Consider the following 16,958-nt stretch of genomic DNA (forward strand, 5'->3'; position numbering starts at 1 on the left):
TTAACAGTTAATTTGACCATCAAAAACATGCGTAGCAGGGCCCGTCATATATAGCGGTTTACCCATTCCTTGCCATTGAATCTGCAGCTCACCGCCCGGAAGACGTACGGTCACATCCTCATCAAGCAAACCTTGCAAAATACCCACGGCGACAGCACCACAGGCGCCACTACCACACGCTTGTGTCTCACCCGCTCCGCGTTCATAAACGCGCAGATTAATCTCATTGCGATTAACCACTTGCATAAAGCCAGCATTCGCTCGTTCAGGAAAGCGTTCATGTGACTCGAGTAAAGGCCCTAGCGTTTCTACGTCAGCGGTTTGGACATCATCAACCACTGTGACTACATGAGGGTTGCCCATGCTTACCGCACCACAAAACAGCGTCTTATCTTCCGCGCGCATGATGTAGGTCTTTTCCATCTGTTTGGCTTTAAATGGAATTTTATTTGGCTCGAATTCAGGGACACCCATATTCACGGTGACTTGATCGTCTTCCTCGATGTGGAGCACCATTTTGCCTTTCTTAGTACTTACGCTAATGCTGTATTTGTTGGTTAAACCTTTCATACGCACAAAGCGTGCAAAACAACGTGCTCCATTGCCACATTGCTCGACTTCACTACCATCGGCATTGAATATACGATAGTGAAAATCGGTTTCCGGATCATAAGGCGCTTCAACCACCAGCAGTTGATCAAAGCCTACCCCTGTATGACGATCCGCCATACGGCGGATCAAATCAGGAGAGAAAAAAATGTTTTGGGTGATGCAATCAACGACCATAAAGTCGTTCCCCAAACCATGCATTTTAGAAAAGTGGAAATGCATACTGTCTCATTTACTCCGGTAATACACTTTCAAGCTCCCATAAGCTTGAAAGCTCCTCACGCTTACGAACCAAGTGAGCTCGATTACCATCAATCATCACTTCTGCCGCTCGAGTGCGAGTGTTGTAGTTAGACGCCATTACAAAGCCATATGCTCCAGCAGAGCGCACTGCCAGCAAATCATTAGCCTCTAATACCAACGCGCGATCTTTGCCTAGAAAATCGCTGGTTTCGCAAATCGCTCCAACCACATCGTAGGTTTTGGCTTCACCTTGGCGTGGACAAACAGGAACAATGTCTTGCCAAGCTTGATATAACGCCGGGCGCATCAGATCATTCATCGCCGCATCGATAATGGCAAAGTTTTTATGCTCGGTATGTTTAAGGAATTCGACTTTGGTCAACAACACGCCTGCATTCGCGACAATCGCACGCCCAGGTTCAAAGATTAATTCTAAATCCTGATGATTTTGCAAGCGACCAAGTAATGCCGTTGCATATTCCGATGGCTGTGGTGGCATCTCATCACGATAAATAACGCCAAGCCCACCACCCACATCAAGATGACGAATATTGATCCCTTCCGCTTTTAGCTCATCAACCAGTGCAAGCAAGCGATCGGTCGCATCAATAAATGGGTCAATGTCAGTCAGCTGAGAACCAATATGGCAATCAATGCCTTTGACATCGAGATGTTCAAGACTATGTGCAAGACGATACACCGCAGGTGCGCGATCAAAAGCGATACCGAATTTGTTATCGCGCAAACCAGTCGAAATATAAGGGTGCGTGTGTGCGTCTACATCTGGATTAATGCGCAGTGACACAGGAGCAATCACACCCATTTCACTGGCTACTTTATTCAACCGCTCAAGTTCTGGCTCAGATTCAACGTTAAAGCACTTAATGCCCACTTCCAACGCACGCTGCATTTCTGCTTCGGTCTTCCCTAGCCCTGAGAACACTACTTTGCCTGGGTCGCCGCCCGCCGCTAATACGCGCTCTAACTCACCACCAGAGACAATGTCGAAACCAGAGCCCAAACGTACCAATGTATTTAACACACCAATATTAGAGTTCGCTTTAACCGCGAAGCACACCAAATGTGGATGATCACCCACAGACTTATCAAAGGCATGCCAATGGCGCTCAATTGTCGCGCGAGAATATACGTATAGCGGAGTTCCGAACTGCTGAGCTAAGTCAGAAAGAGGAACCTCTTCGGCCCATAGTTGGCCATCATCCTGATAATTGAAGTAATCCAATGTGCTTTCCCTTTATCTTTATCTTGGTGAATCACGAAGCTTCTTGCTTATGGTGATTTTACTGCGTTTGCTCGTTTTGTTGATTATCATCAGGCATATATAACGGGCCTGTTTGACCACAACCAGCCAAACCCAACATCGAGACAATAAATAGAGCTAAGATTGATTTTTTCATAGGTCTAACCGTGATTATTCTTTCAATGCCCCCTATAATCGCACCACACTCAGGAAAAGCAATAGGATAGACAAGATGAACGATACAGAATTTCATCAACTTGCGGATGAACAAATGCAATTCATCGAAGAAATGATTGATGATTCAGGTGCGGATATCGATTACGAAACATCGGGTAACGTAATGACTCTCGAGTTTGAAGATCGCAGTCAAATCATTATCAACCGTCAAGAACCGATGAAAGAGATCTGGCTTGCTTCTCGTTCAGGCGGCTTCCACTTTGCTTATGTTGACCAACAATGGATTTGCTCAAAAACAGGGTTAGAGCTGATTGCGATGGTTAAACAAGAGTGTGTAAAACACGCCGCTGAAGACATCGACTGGGTGTAAGCGTCAAAAAAGAACAATGTAAAAAAGAGCACCTGAGTGCTCTTTTTTGTTATTAAGCGTTAACCGCGCGATTTGGCTTTACATACGTCGCCCCATCATTACGGTATGGCACGATGTACGGCTCACCATCTTCAGCGTCATAAACGATTTGATAGTACTGCGGCAAATTAAAGTTAATAAATTTCGATGCGACTTGGTTGTCATCTCGCACCGAGGTGTAGAAACTATTCACGCTTGCGATCATTTCATCTTTACCACCGTTAAATTGGTGATAAACCTCAACGCGGTTCGCTTCATCTAAGACATAAATGTTGAAGCCTTTATCGGTATCTTCAAAGAAGAACTGCACTAAACCTTCACTCGCACAATGATCGACGATCTCTGGCAACGCGTAATCCTGATCTTGATCCAACATCAGCAGCGGCGAACCTTTAAGTTTGTTGGTTGAAATGCTGCGATAAAAATCGACTGAGTTTTCCAACATCTGTACTGACACGCCACGACGCTCAAAGAACAGACCAAACATTTGCTGAGCAATACGCAATGCTTTAAAGCGGCGACGCTTTTCTTGTTCAACCGGCTTCAAACGTAAATCGATACATTCTGCCAACAGCTGATACACCATATTGCGCATCACACCACGTAAGTTTTTGCTGTAGCAGAACACATCAACCGATTCTGGTGGCAACGCATCTTGGTGCATTTTACCCAATACGGTTTTCAGCGCGTCAAGCATCGCTGTCTCACCTTTAAAGTGCAAAGTACGCACTTCATGCCAAGAATTGCGATAAACCAGATCCACACTACCCACCAAGCATTTCTGCTCAGGACCGTAGCTAAAGACATCAATGTTTTTCAAATCAACTTTAAGCGCCTTACCACTTAGCTCTGCGGTTGGATCTTCTTCAAAGTTGATAAACATGGCGAGCTGGCTAATCTCACATGGGCTTGCCAACGCTTGCATGCTTGGGCGGCGTTTACGCAGTGAGAAGGTATTACGTAGATCGCTCACCATTTGGTAAAACTTGTCGATGTCTAAGTGAGCATCACGAATCACCGCATTCAAGTGCGTCGATTCAGTAATCAAACCATTAAAGAAAGCCCAAGCCACTAGTTTACTCAAGTATTCATTGTGCTCGAGGTAGGGCTGACCAAGAATACGTAGCGGTTGCAATGGTTGTTTGTATAAGTACCAACCCGATGTATTGGAATGTCCTTGCGGCACTTCAATGAAGGTCAATTCAGGTTCATGTAAGTCTGGAGAAATCTGAGGGTTCAGTAAAGTCACTTTACCCGGCAAGACTTCAAATGCAGCATACAACTTGCGTGCAAGAATACTAATGTCTTGCGGACTAATCGCCGAGGTAATGTCATTACGGCGTGCAAATTGGATCAAGTTACGGTAACTGAGCATGAGTGCATCAAGCAGTGAATTGTGCACTAATTTCACTTGCTCAACTTTCCAATGACGACGGTTATCGAGCTCCTCAATAACATCCGGAGTCCATTGCCATTGGCTAACTAAATGTGTAAGTACGTCGCGACGCCACTGCACGGAGCCCGCACCGGGTTCACGCGACAGCTTTTCATGTGTTTTGAGATAGAAACAGCGACGAACTAAATCAAGGCGTGTGGTGTCGCCAATACGTTCTAAGTAGCGCGTTACCTTCTCTAGCATCAAATAGTAAGCATCGGTGCCATAAACATCGCCATCGTTAGCAAAGAAACGGCGCTTGGTATCTAGGCTAAGTAGCTGTGCATGAGGGTACTCCCACGAATACGCTTCGAGTAAAATCGCTTTAAGTACTGACTTATATGGCGAATCGATACTTTTGTATAATTGCCACAAGTTTGAGCCAAAATACTCTTCCGCTGGAATACGGTGCAACTGACCAAAATCAATCCAAGCACTGCAATCCAACTGACCTCTGTTACAAAGTTCGTGAACGTATTCGTCGTAGCACGCTTCCATTTCTGGTGGCACGATCTGCCATAATAGGCGCTGACCAGCCAAACGCACGGCACTGCGATAAAACTCATCCAATAGCAACATATGCTGTGATGAGCCACAGTTGTCACCGGTCATCTCTTCTGAACGGTTGGTCTTGAAGCGCTCTTCATCCATGATAAAGAAGTTCGCTTCCACCCCAAGGTTTTGCGCCCAATCGGTTATCAGCAAACACTTGTTGTTCAAGCACTCGCGTTCGTTACGGCTCATTAGTGGTGAGACACACACCCAAATATCCAAGTCACTTGAGGTACTTTGACCGATAGACGAAGTGCTGCCCATTGTATAAAGGGCTAAAATGGCTGGATTAGGATTATCAGAGAGTGGCTGACCAATGGTGAGTTCAGTGTCTTCTACGAATTGCTGTTGCTCAGAATTGAGCTGAAAATCATAGATGCCATGAGGAACTTGAGCGTCGTAATAACCAGGAAAAACAGGATGGTTGTAATGCAAAAGCGTAGGAATAAGATGAAAGACTCGCTGAGCTTGCAAATCCATAAGTGCCAGCGCGCGTTCGATACGCTGCCGGTTCAGATCGTCTAATCTTTGAATTAACTTCTCAGTGTAAGCCTGCAAGGGAGATTCCTTGGTTATTTCCTACTATACGCCTTGCTCAATAATTCGGCTAAAGCGCCAACAAAACGTGATCAATCTATCATTTTATTTTAATTGGTAAAGATTTGTACGATCGATTCTACATTGTTTTGTCTTTAACATCCGTGAATTTCCTAAAGCCTAGTTTGGTATGTAACCGCTTTTTCTAATAATCATCCTATTCACAAACGAGACTTTTATCACAATAAATTGTGATATTCATGCTACCTCAACGCCATTTACCGATTCGATACACAGAACAGTAAATTTTTCAGGCGCTCAGTGGTAGGATTAGTCTATCAATCACCAATTCAAAACAGGCCAATATGACAACGACAGCCCCAATTCGAATCGCTACTCGCCAAAGCCCGCTCGCACTATGGCAAGCGCACTACGTTAAGGACGCACTGCAAGCCGCCCACCCTGGCCTTGAAGTTGAATTGGTCACAATGGTGACAAAAGGCGACATCATTCTAGATACACCACTAGCAAAAGTTGGTGGTAAAGGTCTTTTCGTCAAAGAGCTAGAAGTGGCCATGCTTGAAGGTCGCGCTGACCTTGCGGTGCACTCAATGAAAGATGTACCAGTGGACTTTCCAGAAGGCCTAGGTCTTGTCACTATCTGTGAACGTGAAGACCCGCGTGATGCATTCGTCTCAAATACCTACACCAGCATCGATGAATTGCCACAAGGTGCCGTTGTCGGTACATGCAGCCTACGTCGTCAATGCCAACTGAAAGAATACCGTCCAGATCTTGTGATTAAAGAACTACGCGGCAACGTGGGCACACGTCTAGGTAAGCTGGATGCGGGTGAATATGACGCGATCGTACTTGCAGCGGCTGGCCTAAAACGCCTGAAGCTTGAAGAACGTATCGCAAGCTTTATTGAGCCAGAACAGTCACTACCAGCTGTTGGCCAAGGTGCCGTAGGTATCGAATGTCGCCTCGATGACGAGCGCCTTATTAAACTGCTTGAACCACTAAGCCATGCGGATACAACTGATCGCGTCAAGAGCGAGCGAGCAATGAACTTAACGCTTGAAGGCGGTTGCCAAGTTCCAATCGGCAGCTATTCATTGCTAGATGGCGACGAGCTTTGGTTGCGTGCGCTGGTTGGCGAGCCTGATGGTAGCAAAATCGTGCGTGGTGAAATCCGTGGACCTCGCTCTCAAGCTGAAGAAATGGGTATAAAACTCGCGAATCAGCTACTCGACAATGGTGCCCGTGAAATTCTAACTAAGCTTTACGCAGAGCACGAGTAAACCTTATGGCAGTTTTGGTGACTCGCCCAGGAGAACAAGGCCAAGCATTATGCCAACAACTTGCTCTGAAGGGCATTGAAGCGATTCATCACCCTCTCATCACTATGCAAGCTGGGGAGAACCTCTCCAGCTTAGCTTCTATACTTAAGCGAGCCGATATTATTATTGCGGTTAGCCAACATGCCACAGAATATGCGCATCATGTTTTGACTGATTTGCAAACCCAGTGGCCCCAAAGCGCTATCTACCTTGCCGTCGGTCAAAAATCTGCGCAGTTTTTAAGCAAACGTAGCCAACAGAAAGTAGACTACCCAGAGATAAGTGACAGCGAACATTTACTGCAAATGCCACAATTGGCGCACGTTTCGCAGCAAACCGTTGTCATTCTCAGAGGCAATGGCGGGCGAGAACTGATTTTCAACACTCTTGTAGATAGGGGGGCAAAAGTCGAATACTGTGAAGTGTATAAACGAGAAAACCTCGCATTCCACTCAGAAATTGTGGTGCCTTTCTGGCAAGATAAGCAAATTAAGCAGTTAATTATTACCAGTTCGGGACAACTAAATTTCTTTGTTGAACAGATAACACCGCAATATCGGGATTGGATTTTTAGTTTAGAGCTGTTTGTTCCAAGTGAACGCATAGCGATTGAAGCGCGGCGCGTTGGCTTCCATAACGTCGTCAATACAGGAAGTGCTTCAAACCAAGAATTATTGGCAACTCTCTGGCCAAAATAACAGGACGAAAAAATGACAAGTAAAAACAATAACGATCAGGTTGAATCAGAGAACAAAAACGACTCAACACCCACTACCAGCACCAGTGTTGAATCAACCTCCCCTACCAAAGCAGAGACGAAGCCTGAAACTAAAGCAAAGGAAAATTCGTCGGCAGCTGAGACTCAAAAAACCGAACAGCCTGCTCAACTCGAAGAGAAACAAGGCAAACGCGGCGTTAAACTGGGTGCGATTGCTATCGTACTCTCGATTTTATTTGGTGGTGGTCTGACATTCCACATGCAACAAAAGGATGCGCAATACCAAGCGCAGATCGATGCGCTACGTAACCAGTTAGCCCAAGCAGAATCGTCGATGAGTAGCAAAGTAACAGCAGCGGAACAAGCCACTCTTGCTAAAGCCAATGAGATGGCTGTCCACACCGAAACTCTGTTAGCGCAGCAGCATAAGAGCATTGAGAGCCTACAACTGGCAATTGCTGACGTAAAAGGTCGTCGTCCTAATGATTGGCTACTCGCGGAAGCGGATTACCTCGTAAAACTGGCAGGGCGTAAACTGTTCTTAGAACATGATGTTGAAAGCGCAACGCAACTCATGGAAAGCGCCGATCAACGTATCGCTGCACTCAATGATCCAAGCCTGGTACCACTACGCAAATCAATGGCGAAAGACATTACTCAACTTAAATCGGTACCACTGATCGACCGTGATGGCTTAGTGCTGCGTTTAACGGCTCTACAACAGCAAGTGGATAGTTTGCCACTTGCTAATGCCATTTTGCCTGAAGCTCAAGCTGAAGAGCCGCAACAAGTGTCGCAAAACATCGATGACTGGCAACAAAACCTAAAAACCTCATTAAAAGACTTCTCGGAAAACTTCATTACTTTCCGTACTCGTGACGGCAATATCATTCCATTGTTATCACCTGAGCAAACTTTCTATCTTAAAGAAAATATGAAAGCGAAACTCGAAACAGCAATCAAAGCGGTGTATGTCGAGCAAGAGGCGCTTTACGATGCAGCGCTCACAACCGCACAAGAGTGGTCTTTCTCATTCTTTGATCAACAGAGCAACGCAGTTAAAGAATTCAATAAATCACTTAATCAACTCAGTGAACAAAATGTGCAAGTTGAATATCCGGTTAAACTGGAAACGCAACAGATTCTCTCTGACGTTATTCGTGATCGCTTACGCCGCGAAGTAACGACCATTGGTTCGGAGGAAAAATAATGTTTCGACTGATTTTCCTTTTTGTTGTTTTAGGTGCCGGCCTTTACGTTGGTAGCGAATACTCCGGGCAACAAGGCTACGTGCTGATTTCAATTGCCAACAAAACCATTGAAATGAGTGTCACAACTTTAGTGATTTTTGTCATTGCAGCACTAGCGGCACTGTTTGCATTAGAGTACCTAGTTAAGAAAGTGTTCTATGCGAGTTCTGCAACATGGAACTACTTTAGTGTGCGTAAAATGCGTCGCTCACGTCGTTACACGAATGAAGGCATCATCAAACTGTTAGAAGGCGACTTCAAAGAAGCAGAGAAAAAAGTGACTCGTTGGGCAAATCATCATGATATGCCGTTATTGTGTTATTTAGTCGCTTCAGAAGCGGCACAAGGCCAAGGCGATGCAAACAAACGAGATCATTATCTGAAGTTGGCTCTTGAGCAAAAAGATGCTCGCCTTGCGGTTGAATTAACCCGTGCTAAGCAGCAATTGCGTGAAGCCCAGTTTGAAGCCGCTTATACCACTCTTTCTGATCTGAAGAGCGATTACCCAAATAACGTTGTGGTATTAAATCTTCTCAAAACCGTCTACGCTGAACTCAAGCTTTGGCAACAACTATTAGAACTGCTACCAAAACTTGTGAAAACAAAGCTGATCACTAAAGAAGAGCAAAATCTTTTAGAGCAACGAGCACAATGTGGCTTGTTAACAGAAATCGCAGAACAAAAAGGCAGTGAGGGGTTGATTCAATATTGGAACACCCTATCACGCAAGACCAAGACCGACTTACATTTAGTCGAATGCTTCAGTCGTCAATTAATCAGTCGTAAAGCAGACGATACCGCCTTTACCATCATCAAAGAAACATTGAAAAAGCATCCAAATGCCGACCTCTACAAGCTGTTGCCTGAATTAAACTTGGCGGATAGTCATCCTGCAATCGTATTTTTAGAAGATGCATTACGTAAAGATGCCAACAATGCTGAAGCGCATAGTGCTCTTGCACAATTTCATTTGCGCGGACAGAAATGGTCAGAGGCGCAGCAGCACTTTGAAAAAGCCTTAGCACAACGCTCAAGTGTCTCTGATTATGCTTATCTCGCTGATTCACTAGAGAAGCAAAATTTTAATAAAGCAGCTCATGAAGTCTCGAAGAAAGCGCTCACTTTGGTAAGTAGTAAGTAATCTGACCGTTAAAGATTATAAAGCCGACCTAATGGTCGGCTTTTTTTATGCCAAAAATACATATCGCGAATCAGCTAAAACGATTCTATCAACTCATACTCAAGCCCCGTGTACTAAGTAGTGATTGGCCAATCCTTAACTAGCCAGCAATTGGCTGTTGATACCTAACATAAACACAAGTCTTAGTCGCTCGCTATCCGTCTTTAGCGCATCAATTAAAACCATTCACCTCTATTAAGTTGCCTTCACTATTGTTTTTTATGGCTGATTTATTCGATTCGTCAGTTGTGGTGAGACGATAGTTTGAACTTAGATAAACCAAACCGGCATAGCTAAAATGCTTAGTTGTGCTAATCATCATCAGTGTATTTCGGCGTGCGGCATTAACAAGAACGCTTGCAGCGATGCGGCCTTGTCATTTTGATTATTGCAGTAGCTAGTATACCTACTGATACTGCTGCATTAGAGAGAGTATGGGGTCTATTAGCTTTATAGGAATGGACAGAATACTGAGAAATTTAGGCTGGTTGTTCCAAAAGCTCACCGACAAAATAGAGCAAGAGATTTTAGATATTGAGCGTTCCAAGTTCATTTTCACAGAATGTGAAAACGCTCTGCTATTTCTTGCGGACACGCCTCGTGAGGGCTTTACAATAAGCGGCGGAGCGGTTGGACTGGCAATCCCGCGGGACTCGATTCCTTTGCAAAAGGAACTTTTCTTCAGATATTAAAAAACCCGACGCTTTCGCATCGGGTTAAATAAATGGCGGAGTGGACGGGACTCGAACCCGCGACCCCCGGCGTGACAGGCCGGTATTCTAACCAACTGAACTACCACTCCGCAGTGGACTACTTGTCGTCGCTGACAAGTGTTCATAATTTAAAGCCTGGCGATGTCCTACTCTCACATGGGAAGCCCCACACTACCATCGGCGCTAATTCGTTTCACTTCTGAGTTCGGCATGGAATCAGGTGGGTCCAAATCGCTATGGTCGCCAAGCAAATTCTTTATCAATTTGCTCGCAAATTCAAACGCACTTTAGTGCGGCCCTTCAGGTGAGATTTGCTTGCAAATCGAATAATTCGGAAAGCTGTTTTCAGTTCTACACATTCAATGTTCTATTTGAGTCCAATCAAACCCCTTGGGTGTTGTATGGTTAAGCCTCACGGGCAATTAGTATCAGTTAGCTCAATGCCTCACAGCACTTACACACCTGACCTATCAACGTCGTAGTCTCCGACAACCCTTTAGGATACTTAAAGTATCAGGGAGAACTCATCTCAAGGCTCGCTTCCCGCTTAGATGCTTTCAGCGGTTATCGATTCCGAACTTAGCTACCGGGCAATGCGTCTGGCGACACAACCCGAACACCAGAGGTTCGTCCACTCCGGTCCTCTCGTACTAGGAGCAGCCCCTTTCAATTCTCCAACGCCCACGGCAGATAGGGACCGAACTGTCTCACGACGTTCTAAACCCAGCTCGCGTACCACTTTAAATGGCGAACAGCCATACCCTTGGGACCGACTTCAGCCCCAGGATGTGATGAGCCGACATCGAGGTGCCAAACACCGCCGTCGATATGAACTCTTGGGCGGTATCAGCCTGTTATCCCGGAGTACCTTTTATCCGTTGAGCGATGGCCCTTCCATTCAGAACCACCGGATCACTATGACCTGCTTTCGCACCTGCTCGAACCGTCATTCTCGCAGTTAAGCGGGCTTATGCCATTGCACTAACCTCACGATGTCCAACCGTGATTAGCCCACCTTCGTGCTCCTCCGTTACTCTTTGGGAGGAGACCGCCCCAGTCAAACTACCCACCAGGCACTGTCCGTAACCCCGATTAGGGTCGACGTTAGAACATCAACACTACAAGGGTGGTATTTCAAGGACGGCTCCACAAATACTGGCGTACTTGCTTCAAAGCCTCCCACCTATCCTACACATGTAGGGTCAATGTTCAGTGCCAAGCTGTAGTAAAGGTTCACGGGGTCTTTCCGTCTAGCCGCGGGTACACTGCATCTTCACAGCGATTTCAATTTCACTGAGTCTCGGGTGGAGACAGCGTGGCCATCATTACGCCATTCGTGCAGGTCGGAACTTACCCGACAAGGAATTTCGCTACCTTAGGACCGTTATAGTTACGGCCGCCGTTTACCGGGCTTCGATCAAGAGCTTCGACCGAAGTCTAACCCCATCAATTAACCTTCCGGCACCGGGCAGGCGTCACACCGTATACGTCATCTTACGATTTTGCACAGTGCTGTGTTTTAATAAACAGTTGCAGCCACCTGGTATCTGCGACTCTCAATAGCTCCATCCGCAAGGGACTTCACCGTCAAGAGCGTACCTTCTCCCGAAGTTACGGTACCATTTTGCCTAGTTCCTTCACCCGAGTTCTCTCAAGCGCCTTGGTATTCTCTACCCGACCACCTGTGTCGGTTTGGGGTACGATTCCTTACAATCTGAAGCTTAGAGGCTTTTCCTGGAAGCATGGCATCAATGACTTCACTACCGTAGTAGCTCGACGTCGTGTCTCAGCCTTAGAAAGAGCCGGATTTACCTAACTCTTAAGCCTACGCACTTGAACCTGGACAACCGTCGCCAGGCCCACCTAGCCTTCTCCGTCCCCCCATCGCAATTGTAAGAAGTACGGGAATATTAACCCGTTTCCCATCGACTACGCCTTTCGGCCTCGCCTTAGGGGTCGACTTACCCTGCCCCGATTAACGTTGGACAGGAACCCTTGGTCTTCCGGCGAGGAGGTTTTTCACCCCCTTTATCGTTACTCATGTCAGCATTCGCACTTCTGATACCTCCAGCATGCTTTACAACACACCTTCAACGGCTTACAGAACGCTCCCCTACCCAATAACTAAAAGTTATTGCCGCAGCTTCGGTTTATAGCTTAGCCCCGTTACATCTTCCGCGCAGGCCGACTCGACTAGTGAGCTATTACGCTTTCTTTAAATGATGGCTGCTTCTAAGCCAACATCCTAGCTGTCTAAGCCTTCCCACATCGTTTCCCACTTAGCTATAATTTGGGACCTTAGCTGGCGGTCTGGGTTGTTTCTCTCCACGACGGACGTTAGCACCCGCCGTGTGTCTCCCGGATAGTACTTACTGGTATTCGAGTTTGCAAAGGGTTGGTAAGTCGGGATGACCCCTAGCCTTAACAGTGCTCTACCCCAGTAGTATTCGTCCGAGGCGCTACCTAAATAGCTTTCGGGAGAACCAGCTATCTCCAGGTTTGATTGGCCTTTCACCCCTAGCCACAAGTCATCCGCTAATTTTTCAACATTAGTCGGTTCGGTCCTCCAGTTGATGTTACTCAACCTTCAACCTGCCCATGGCTAGATCACCTGGTTTCGGGTCTATATCCAGAGACTGAACGCCCAGTTAAGACTCGGTTTCCCTACGGCTCCCCTAGATGGTTAACCTTGCCACTGAATATAAGTCGCTGACCCATTATACAAAAGGTACGCAGTCACACCACGAAGGTGCTCCTACTGCTTGTACGTACACGGTTTCAGGTTCTATTTCACTCCCCTCACAGGGGTTCTTTTCGCCTTTCCCTCACGGTACTGGTTCACTATCGGTCAGTCAGTAGTATTTAGCCTTGGAGGATGGTCCCCCCATATTCAGACAGGATAACACGTGTCCCGCCCTACTCGATTTCACTGAACACACATCGTCAACTACGGGACTATCACCCTGTATCGTCGGACTTTCCAGACCGTTCGTCTAACGCGTGTAAAGCTTAAGGGCTAGTCCAATTTCGCTCGCCGCTACTTTCGGAATCTCGGTTGATTTCTTTTCCTCGGGGTACTTAGATGTTTCAGTTCCCCCGGTTCGCCTCGCTACGCTATGTATTCACGTAGCGATACTTACTTATGTAAGTGGGTTTCCCCATTCGGAAATCCCAGACTCAAGTGGCTTTTACTGCCTAATCTGGGCTTATCGCAAGTTAATACGTCCTTCATCGCCTCTGACTGCCAAGGCATCCACCGTGTACGCTTAGTCACTTAACCATACAACCCGAAGGAGTTTCGAGTTGATAATCAAATCACCAAAGTTGTCTGCAATTTTTATACATGATGCAGACTCGATTTTGCCGGACTCAAATTCCAAGAACACTTGAATGTGTTTTTAGTTGTATTCAATAAATGAATACTTTGAGAACTTTACAAACAACAATAAATTGTTGTTTTGTCAGCTTTCCAAATTGTTAAAGAGCTAGATTTCTAATGAAACCATTTTTAAAGATTCTTAAGGAAAAACCCTTAAAGATGGTGGAGCTATGCGGGATCGAACCGCAGACCTCCTGCGTGCAAGGCAGGCGCTCTCCCAGCTGAGCTATAGCCCCATCTTGTTGATACTGTGTGCCAATCTTCTTGGGAAGGAAGATTGGTGGGTCTGAGTGGACTCGAACCACCGACCTCTCGCTTATCAGGCGAACGCTCTAACCACCTGAGCTACAGACCCAGTATCGTCTCTAAACTTTATAAACCATCAATCTGTGTGAACACTCATCGCAATAATCATCGTATAAGGAGGTGATCCAGCGCCAGGTTCCCCTAGCGCTACCTTGTTACGACTTCACCCCAGTCATGAACCACAAAGTGGTGAGCGTCCTCCCGAAGGTTAAACTACCCACTTCTTTTGCAGCCCACTCCCATGGTGTGACGGGCGGTGTGTACAAGGCCCGGGAACGTATTCACCGTGGCATTCTGATCCACGATTACTAGCGATTCCGACTTCATGGAGTCGAGTTGCAGACTCCAATCCGGACTACGACGTACTTTTTGGGATTCGCTCACTCTCGCGAGTTGGCAGCCCTCTGTATACGCCATTGTAGCACGTGTGTAGCCCTACTCGTAAGGGCCATGATGACTTGACGTCGTCCCCACCTTCCTCCGGTTTATCACCGGCAGTCTCCTGAGTTCCCGACATTACTCGCTGGCAAACAAGGATAAGGGTTGCGCTCGTTGCGGGACTTAACCCAACATTTCACAACACGAGCTGACGACAGCCATGCAGCACCTGTCTCATAGTTCCCGAAGGCACCAAAGCATCTCTGCTAAGTTCTATGGATGTCAAGAGTAGGTAAGGTTCTTCGCGTTGCATCGAATTAAACCACATGCTCCACCGCTTGTGCGGGCCCCCGTCAATTCATTTGAGTTTTAATCTTGCGACCGTACTCCCAGGCGGTCTACTTAACGCGTTAGCTCCGAAAGCCACGGCTCAAGGCCACAACCTCCAAGTAGACATCGTTTACGGCGTGGACTACCAGGGTATCTAATCCTGTTTGCTCCCCACGCTTTCGCATCTGAGTGTCAGTATCTGTCCAGGGGGCCGCCTTCGCCACCGGTATTCCTTCAGATCTCTACGCATTTCACCGCTACACCTGAAATTCTACCCTCTACAGTACTCTAGTCAGCCAGTTTCAAATGCAATTCCGAGGTTGAGCCCCGGGCTTTCACATCTGACTTAACTAACCACCTGCATGCGCTTTACGCCCAGTAATTCCGATTAACGCTCGCACCTCCGTATTACCGCGGCTGCTGGCACGGAGTTAGCCGGTGCTTCTTCTGTCGCTAACGTCAAATCCATACGCTATTAACGCATGAACCTTCCTCACGACTGAAAGTACTTTACAACCCGAAGGCCTTCTTCATACACGCGGCATGGCTGCATCAGGCTTGCGCCCATTGTGCAATATTCCCCACTGCTGCCTCCCGTAGGAGTCTGGACCGTGTCTCAGTTCCAGTGTGGCTGATCATCCTCTCAGACCAGCTAGGATCGTCGCCTTGGTGAGCCCTTACCTCACCAACTAGCTAATCCCACCTAGGCATATCCTGACGCGAGAGGCCCGAAGGTCCCCCTCTTTGGCCCGTAGGCATCATGCGGTATTAGCCATCGTTTCCAATGGTTATCCCCCACATCAGGGCAATTTCCTAGGCATTACTCACCCGTCCGCCGCTCGCCGCCCAACAAATCCCCCGAAGGTTCAATGTTGTCGCTGCCGCTCGACTTGCATGTGTTAGGCCTGCCGCCAGCGTTCAATCTGAGCCATGATCAAACTCTTCAATTTAAGATTTTGTGACTCAATGAATACTGATTACATTACCTAGTAATGTTGAATTGACTGTGCCGATACTAAGTATCGATTGGTCACTCAGTTCATTGAAATCAATTTGAAGCCTAAGCTTCTAATTGGATTATCATCAACGAGTGCCCACACAGATTGATAGGTTTATATTGTTAAAGAGCTTTGCTTTGAACTTTTCTCTCAAAGCGGAGGTGAATTCTAACGAGATAATTGAAAGAGTCAAACACTTTTTTCAATTAATTTTCTCAGAAGTTTCAACCTCTCTGACTAACGCTGAAGCCTTGTGGCGTCTGCTGTGTCAGTGGAAGCGCATTATAGGGAGATGAATCTTATTGGCAACTGTTTTTTGCAAAAAAACACCAAAAACAGATCGTTCGATTAAATAAGCATCAAAAAGACAAAAAAGAGGGCATTTAACCCTCTTCTTTGTCGCAAGTATCTGGATATTTATATGAAAGCATAAGCATCAGCAAACATTCGTTCACTGCGAGCTTGTTTATTTTGAGTGAATTGTTCTCGAGCTGCACCTGCCATTTCAAAACGACCAGCGATATAGATATCAAACTCTGCTAGCGACTCAAAATCCTCACTAATCGCTTGCAGCACATTACCGCTTTTACCTTGCCAATCTTCTGGTGCATCTTCCACAACAGGAATAAAGTGCACGTTACCATGCTTAGCAGCGATCTGTTTGAGTTCCGCTTTTGCGTATAGCTGGCTGCGATCTCGAGCTCCCCAATACAGGTAGATAGGGTTAGGGATGTTTTGGGCGATGCAATGATCGAGAATCGAACGTACATAACTAAAGCCAGTGCCACCAGCAATAAGTAATAGTGGTCGTTCACTCTCTTCTTGAACCCACGCATTACCATGCGGTGCATCAATTGCGACACACGAACCATCGGCTAGTGCCACTCGCATTGCTTCAACCACTTCTAACGCATAAGCATTGTGCTCAGCAGCACCAATGTGAAGCTCAAGTTCACCCTCATGACGACAAGGGCTACTCGCAATAGAAAAAGGACGCTTATCTTTCTCACCCATTACCACCATCAAATACTGACCCGCTTTGAACGGTACCGGATTTTCAGGATGTAGCAGAATGCGATAAGTATTAGCCGCCAAAGGCTCAATTGACTTTACTTTACATTGAATACTCATGGGTTCCTC

10 protein-coding genes, 3 tRNA genes and 3 rRNA genes are annotated in these 16,958 nt (G+C 46.5%); 5 read left to right on the top strand and 11 right to left on the bottom strand.

What is annotated here, in order from left to right; translation table 11 throughout:
• The 3 genes from dapF to lptM are packed head-to-tail and all read right to left on the bottom strand — an operon-like array spanning position 1 to position 2,270.
• Positions 1-831 carry a diaminopimelate epimerase gene (gene dapF, locus Vt282_RS13100; protein ID WP_162063585.1) on the bottom strand — a complete coding sequence of 277 codons (831 nt, stop codon included), beginning with the start codon at positions 829-831 and terminating at the stop codon, positions 1-3.
• 10 nt (positions 832-841) lie between these two features.
• Positions 842-2,095, bottom strand: a complete 1,254-nt coding sequence (lysA, locus tag Vt282_RS13105) for a diaminopimelate decarboxylase (RefSeq protein WP_162063586.1) — start codon at positions 2,093-2,095, stop codon at positions 842-844.
• Between the two features lie 58 nt (positions 2,096-2,153).
• Complete coding sequence (lptM, locus tag Vt282_RS21730; RefSeq protein WP_408647145.1) at positions 2,154-2,270, bottom strand: LPS translocon maturation chaperone LptM; 117 nt, start codon at positions 2,268-2,270, stop codon at positions 2,154-2,156.
• A gap of 75 nt (positions 2,271-2,345) precedes the next feature.
• On the opposite strand from lptM, the gene cyaY reads away from it, so the two are divergent.
• On the top strand, positions 2,346-2,660 hold the full coding sequence (gene cyaY, locus Vt282_RS13115; RefSeq protein WP_162045349.1) for an iron donor protein CyaY: 315 nt from the start codon (positions 2,346-2,348) through the stop codon (positions 2,658-2,660).
• Positions 2,661-2,712: 52 nt separating this feature from the next.
• On the opposite strand, the gene Vt282_RS13120 is transcribed toward cyaY, so the two are convergent.
• A complete protein-coding gene (locus Vt282_RS13120) occupies positions 2,713-5,244 on the bottom strand; it encodes a class I adenylate cyclase (RefSeq protein WP_162063587.1) in 2,532 nt (843 codons plus the stop codon).
• A gap of 344 nt (positions 5,245-5,588) precedes the next feature.
• On the opposite strand from Vt282_RS13120, the gene hemC reads away from it, so the two are divergent.
• Genes hemC through Vt282_RS13140 form a run of 4 tightly spaced genes read left to right on the top strand, consistent with a single transcriptional unit; the run spans position 5,589 to position 9,675 of the window.
• On the top strand, positions 5,589-6,527 hold the full coding sequence (gene hemC, locus Vt282_RS13125; protein ID WP_162063588.1) for a hydroxymethylbilane synthase: 939 nt from the start codon (positions 5,589-5,591) through the stop codon (positions 6,525-6,527).
• A gap of 5 nt (positions 6,528-6,532) precedes the next feature.
• The gene (locus tag Vt282_RS13130) at positions 6,533-7,264 is read left to right on the top strand and encodes a uroporphyrinogen-III synthase (protein WP_162063589.1); all 732 of its coding nucleotides are present in this window, start codon (positions 6,533-6,535) and stop codon (positions 7,262-7,264) included.
• Between the two features lie 12 nt (positions 7,265-7,276).
• Positions 7,277-8,494: a uroporphyrinogen-III C-methyltransferase gene (locus Vt282_RS13135; RefSeq protein ID WP_162063590.1), complete on the top strand. Its 1,218-nt coding sequence runs from the start codon at positions 7,277-7,279 to the stop codon at positions 8,492-8,494.
• Complete coding sequence (locus Vt282_RS13140; RefSeq protein ID WP_162063591.1) at positions 8,494-9,675, top strand: heme biosynthesis protein HemY; 1,182 nt, start codon at positions 8,494-8,496, stop codon at positions 9,673-9,675. Before Vt282_RS13135 ends, Vt282_RS13140 begins: the two co-directional genes overlap by 1 nt.
• Before the next feature lie 764 nt (positions 9,676-10,439).
• On the opposite strand, the gene Vt282_RS13145 is transcribed toward Vt282_RS13140, so the two are convergent.
• The 7 genes from Vt282_RS13145 to fre all read right to left on the bottom strand — a co-directional run bounded on the left by Vt282_RS13145 (position 10,440) and on the right by fre (position 16,949).
• A tRNA-Asp gene (locus tag Vt282_RS13145) sits at positions 10,440-10,516 on the bottom strand.
• Between the two features lie 44 nt (positions 10,517-10,560).
• Positions 10,561-10,675, bottom strand: a 5S ribosomal RNA gene (rrf, locus tag Vt282_RS13150).
• Positions 10,676-10,828: 153 nt separating this feature from the next.
• Positions 10,829-13,707 (bottom strand): 23S ribosomal RNA (locus Vt282_RS13155).
• A 259-nt stretch (positions 13,708-13,966) separates the two neighbouring features.
• Positions 13,967-14,042, bottom strand: a tRNA-Ala gene (locus Vt282_RS13160).
• Positions 14,043-14,084: 42 nt separating this feature from the next.
• Positions 14,085-14,161, bottom strand: a tRNA-Ile gene (locus Vt282_RS13165).
• 64 nt (positions 14,162-14,225) lie between these two features.
• A 16S ribosomal RNA gene (locus tag Vt282_RS13170) occupies positions 14,226-15,770 on the bottom strand.
• The 16S, 23S and 5S rRNA genes sit together here with 3 tRNA genes alongside, the layout of an rRNA operon.
• A 465-nt stretch (positions 15,771-16,235) precedes the next feature.
• Positions 16,236-16,949, bottom strand: coding sequence for an NAD(P)H-flavin reductase (gene fre, locus Vt282_RS13175; protein WP_162045343.1), 714 nt, complete (start codon positions 16,947-16,949; stop codon positions 16,236-16,238).
• Positions 16,950-16,958: the final 9 nt, after the last annotated feature.

Source organism: Vibrio taketomensis (assembly GCF_009938165.1).
GTDB lineage: Bacteria > Pseudomonadota > Gammaproteobacteria > Enterobacterales > Vibrionaceae > Vibrio > Vibrio taketomensis.

Excerpts from the sequence above, each read along its gene's own strand:
- dapF (WP_162063585.1), bottom strand. The coding sequence starts at position 831 with ATGCATTTCCACTTTTCTAAAATGCATGGTTTGGGGAACGACTTTATG.
- lptM (WP_408647145.1), bottom strand. The coding sequence starts at position 2,270 with ATGAAAAAATCAATCTTAGCTCTATTTATTGTCTCGATGTTGGGTTTG.
- cyaY (WP_162045349.1), top strand. The coding sequence starts at position 2,346 with ATGAACGATACAGAATTTCATCAACTTGCGGATGAACAAATGCAATTC.
- hemC (WP_162063588.1), top strand. The coding sequence starts at position 5,589 with ATGACAACGACAGCCCCAATTCGAATCGCTACTCGCCAAAGCCCGCTC.
- Vt282_RS13130 (WP_162063589.1), top strand. The coding sequence starts at position 6,533 with ATGGCAGTTTTGGTGACTCGCCCAGGAGAACAAGGCCAAGCATTATGC.
- Vt282_RS13135 (WP_162063590.1), top strand. The coding sequence starts at position 7,277 with ATGACAAGTAAAAACAATAACGATCAGGTTGAATCAGAGAACAAAAAC.
- Vt282_RS13140 (WP_162063591.1), top strand. The coding sequence starts at position 8,494 with ATGTTTCGACTGATTTTCCTTTTTGTTGTTTTAGGTGCCGGCCTTTAC.
- fre (WP_162045343.1), bottom strand. The coding sequence starts at position 16,949 with ATGAGTATTCAATGTAAAGTAAAGTCAATTGAGCCTTTGGCGGCTAAT.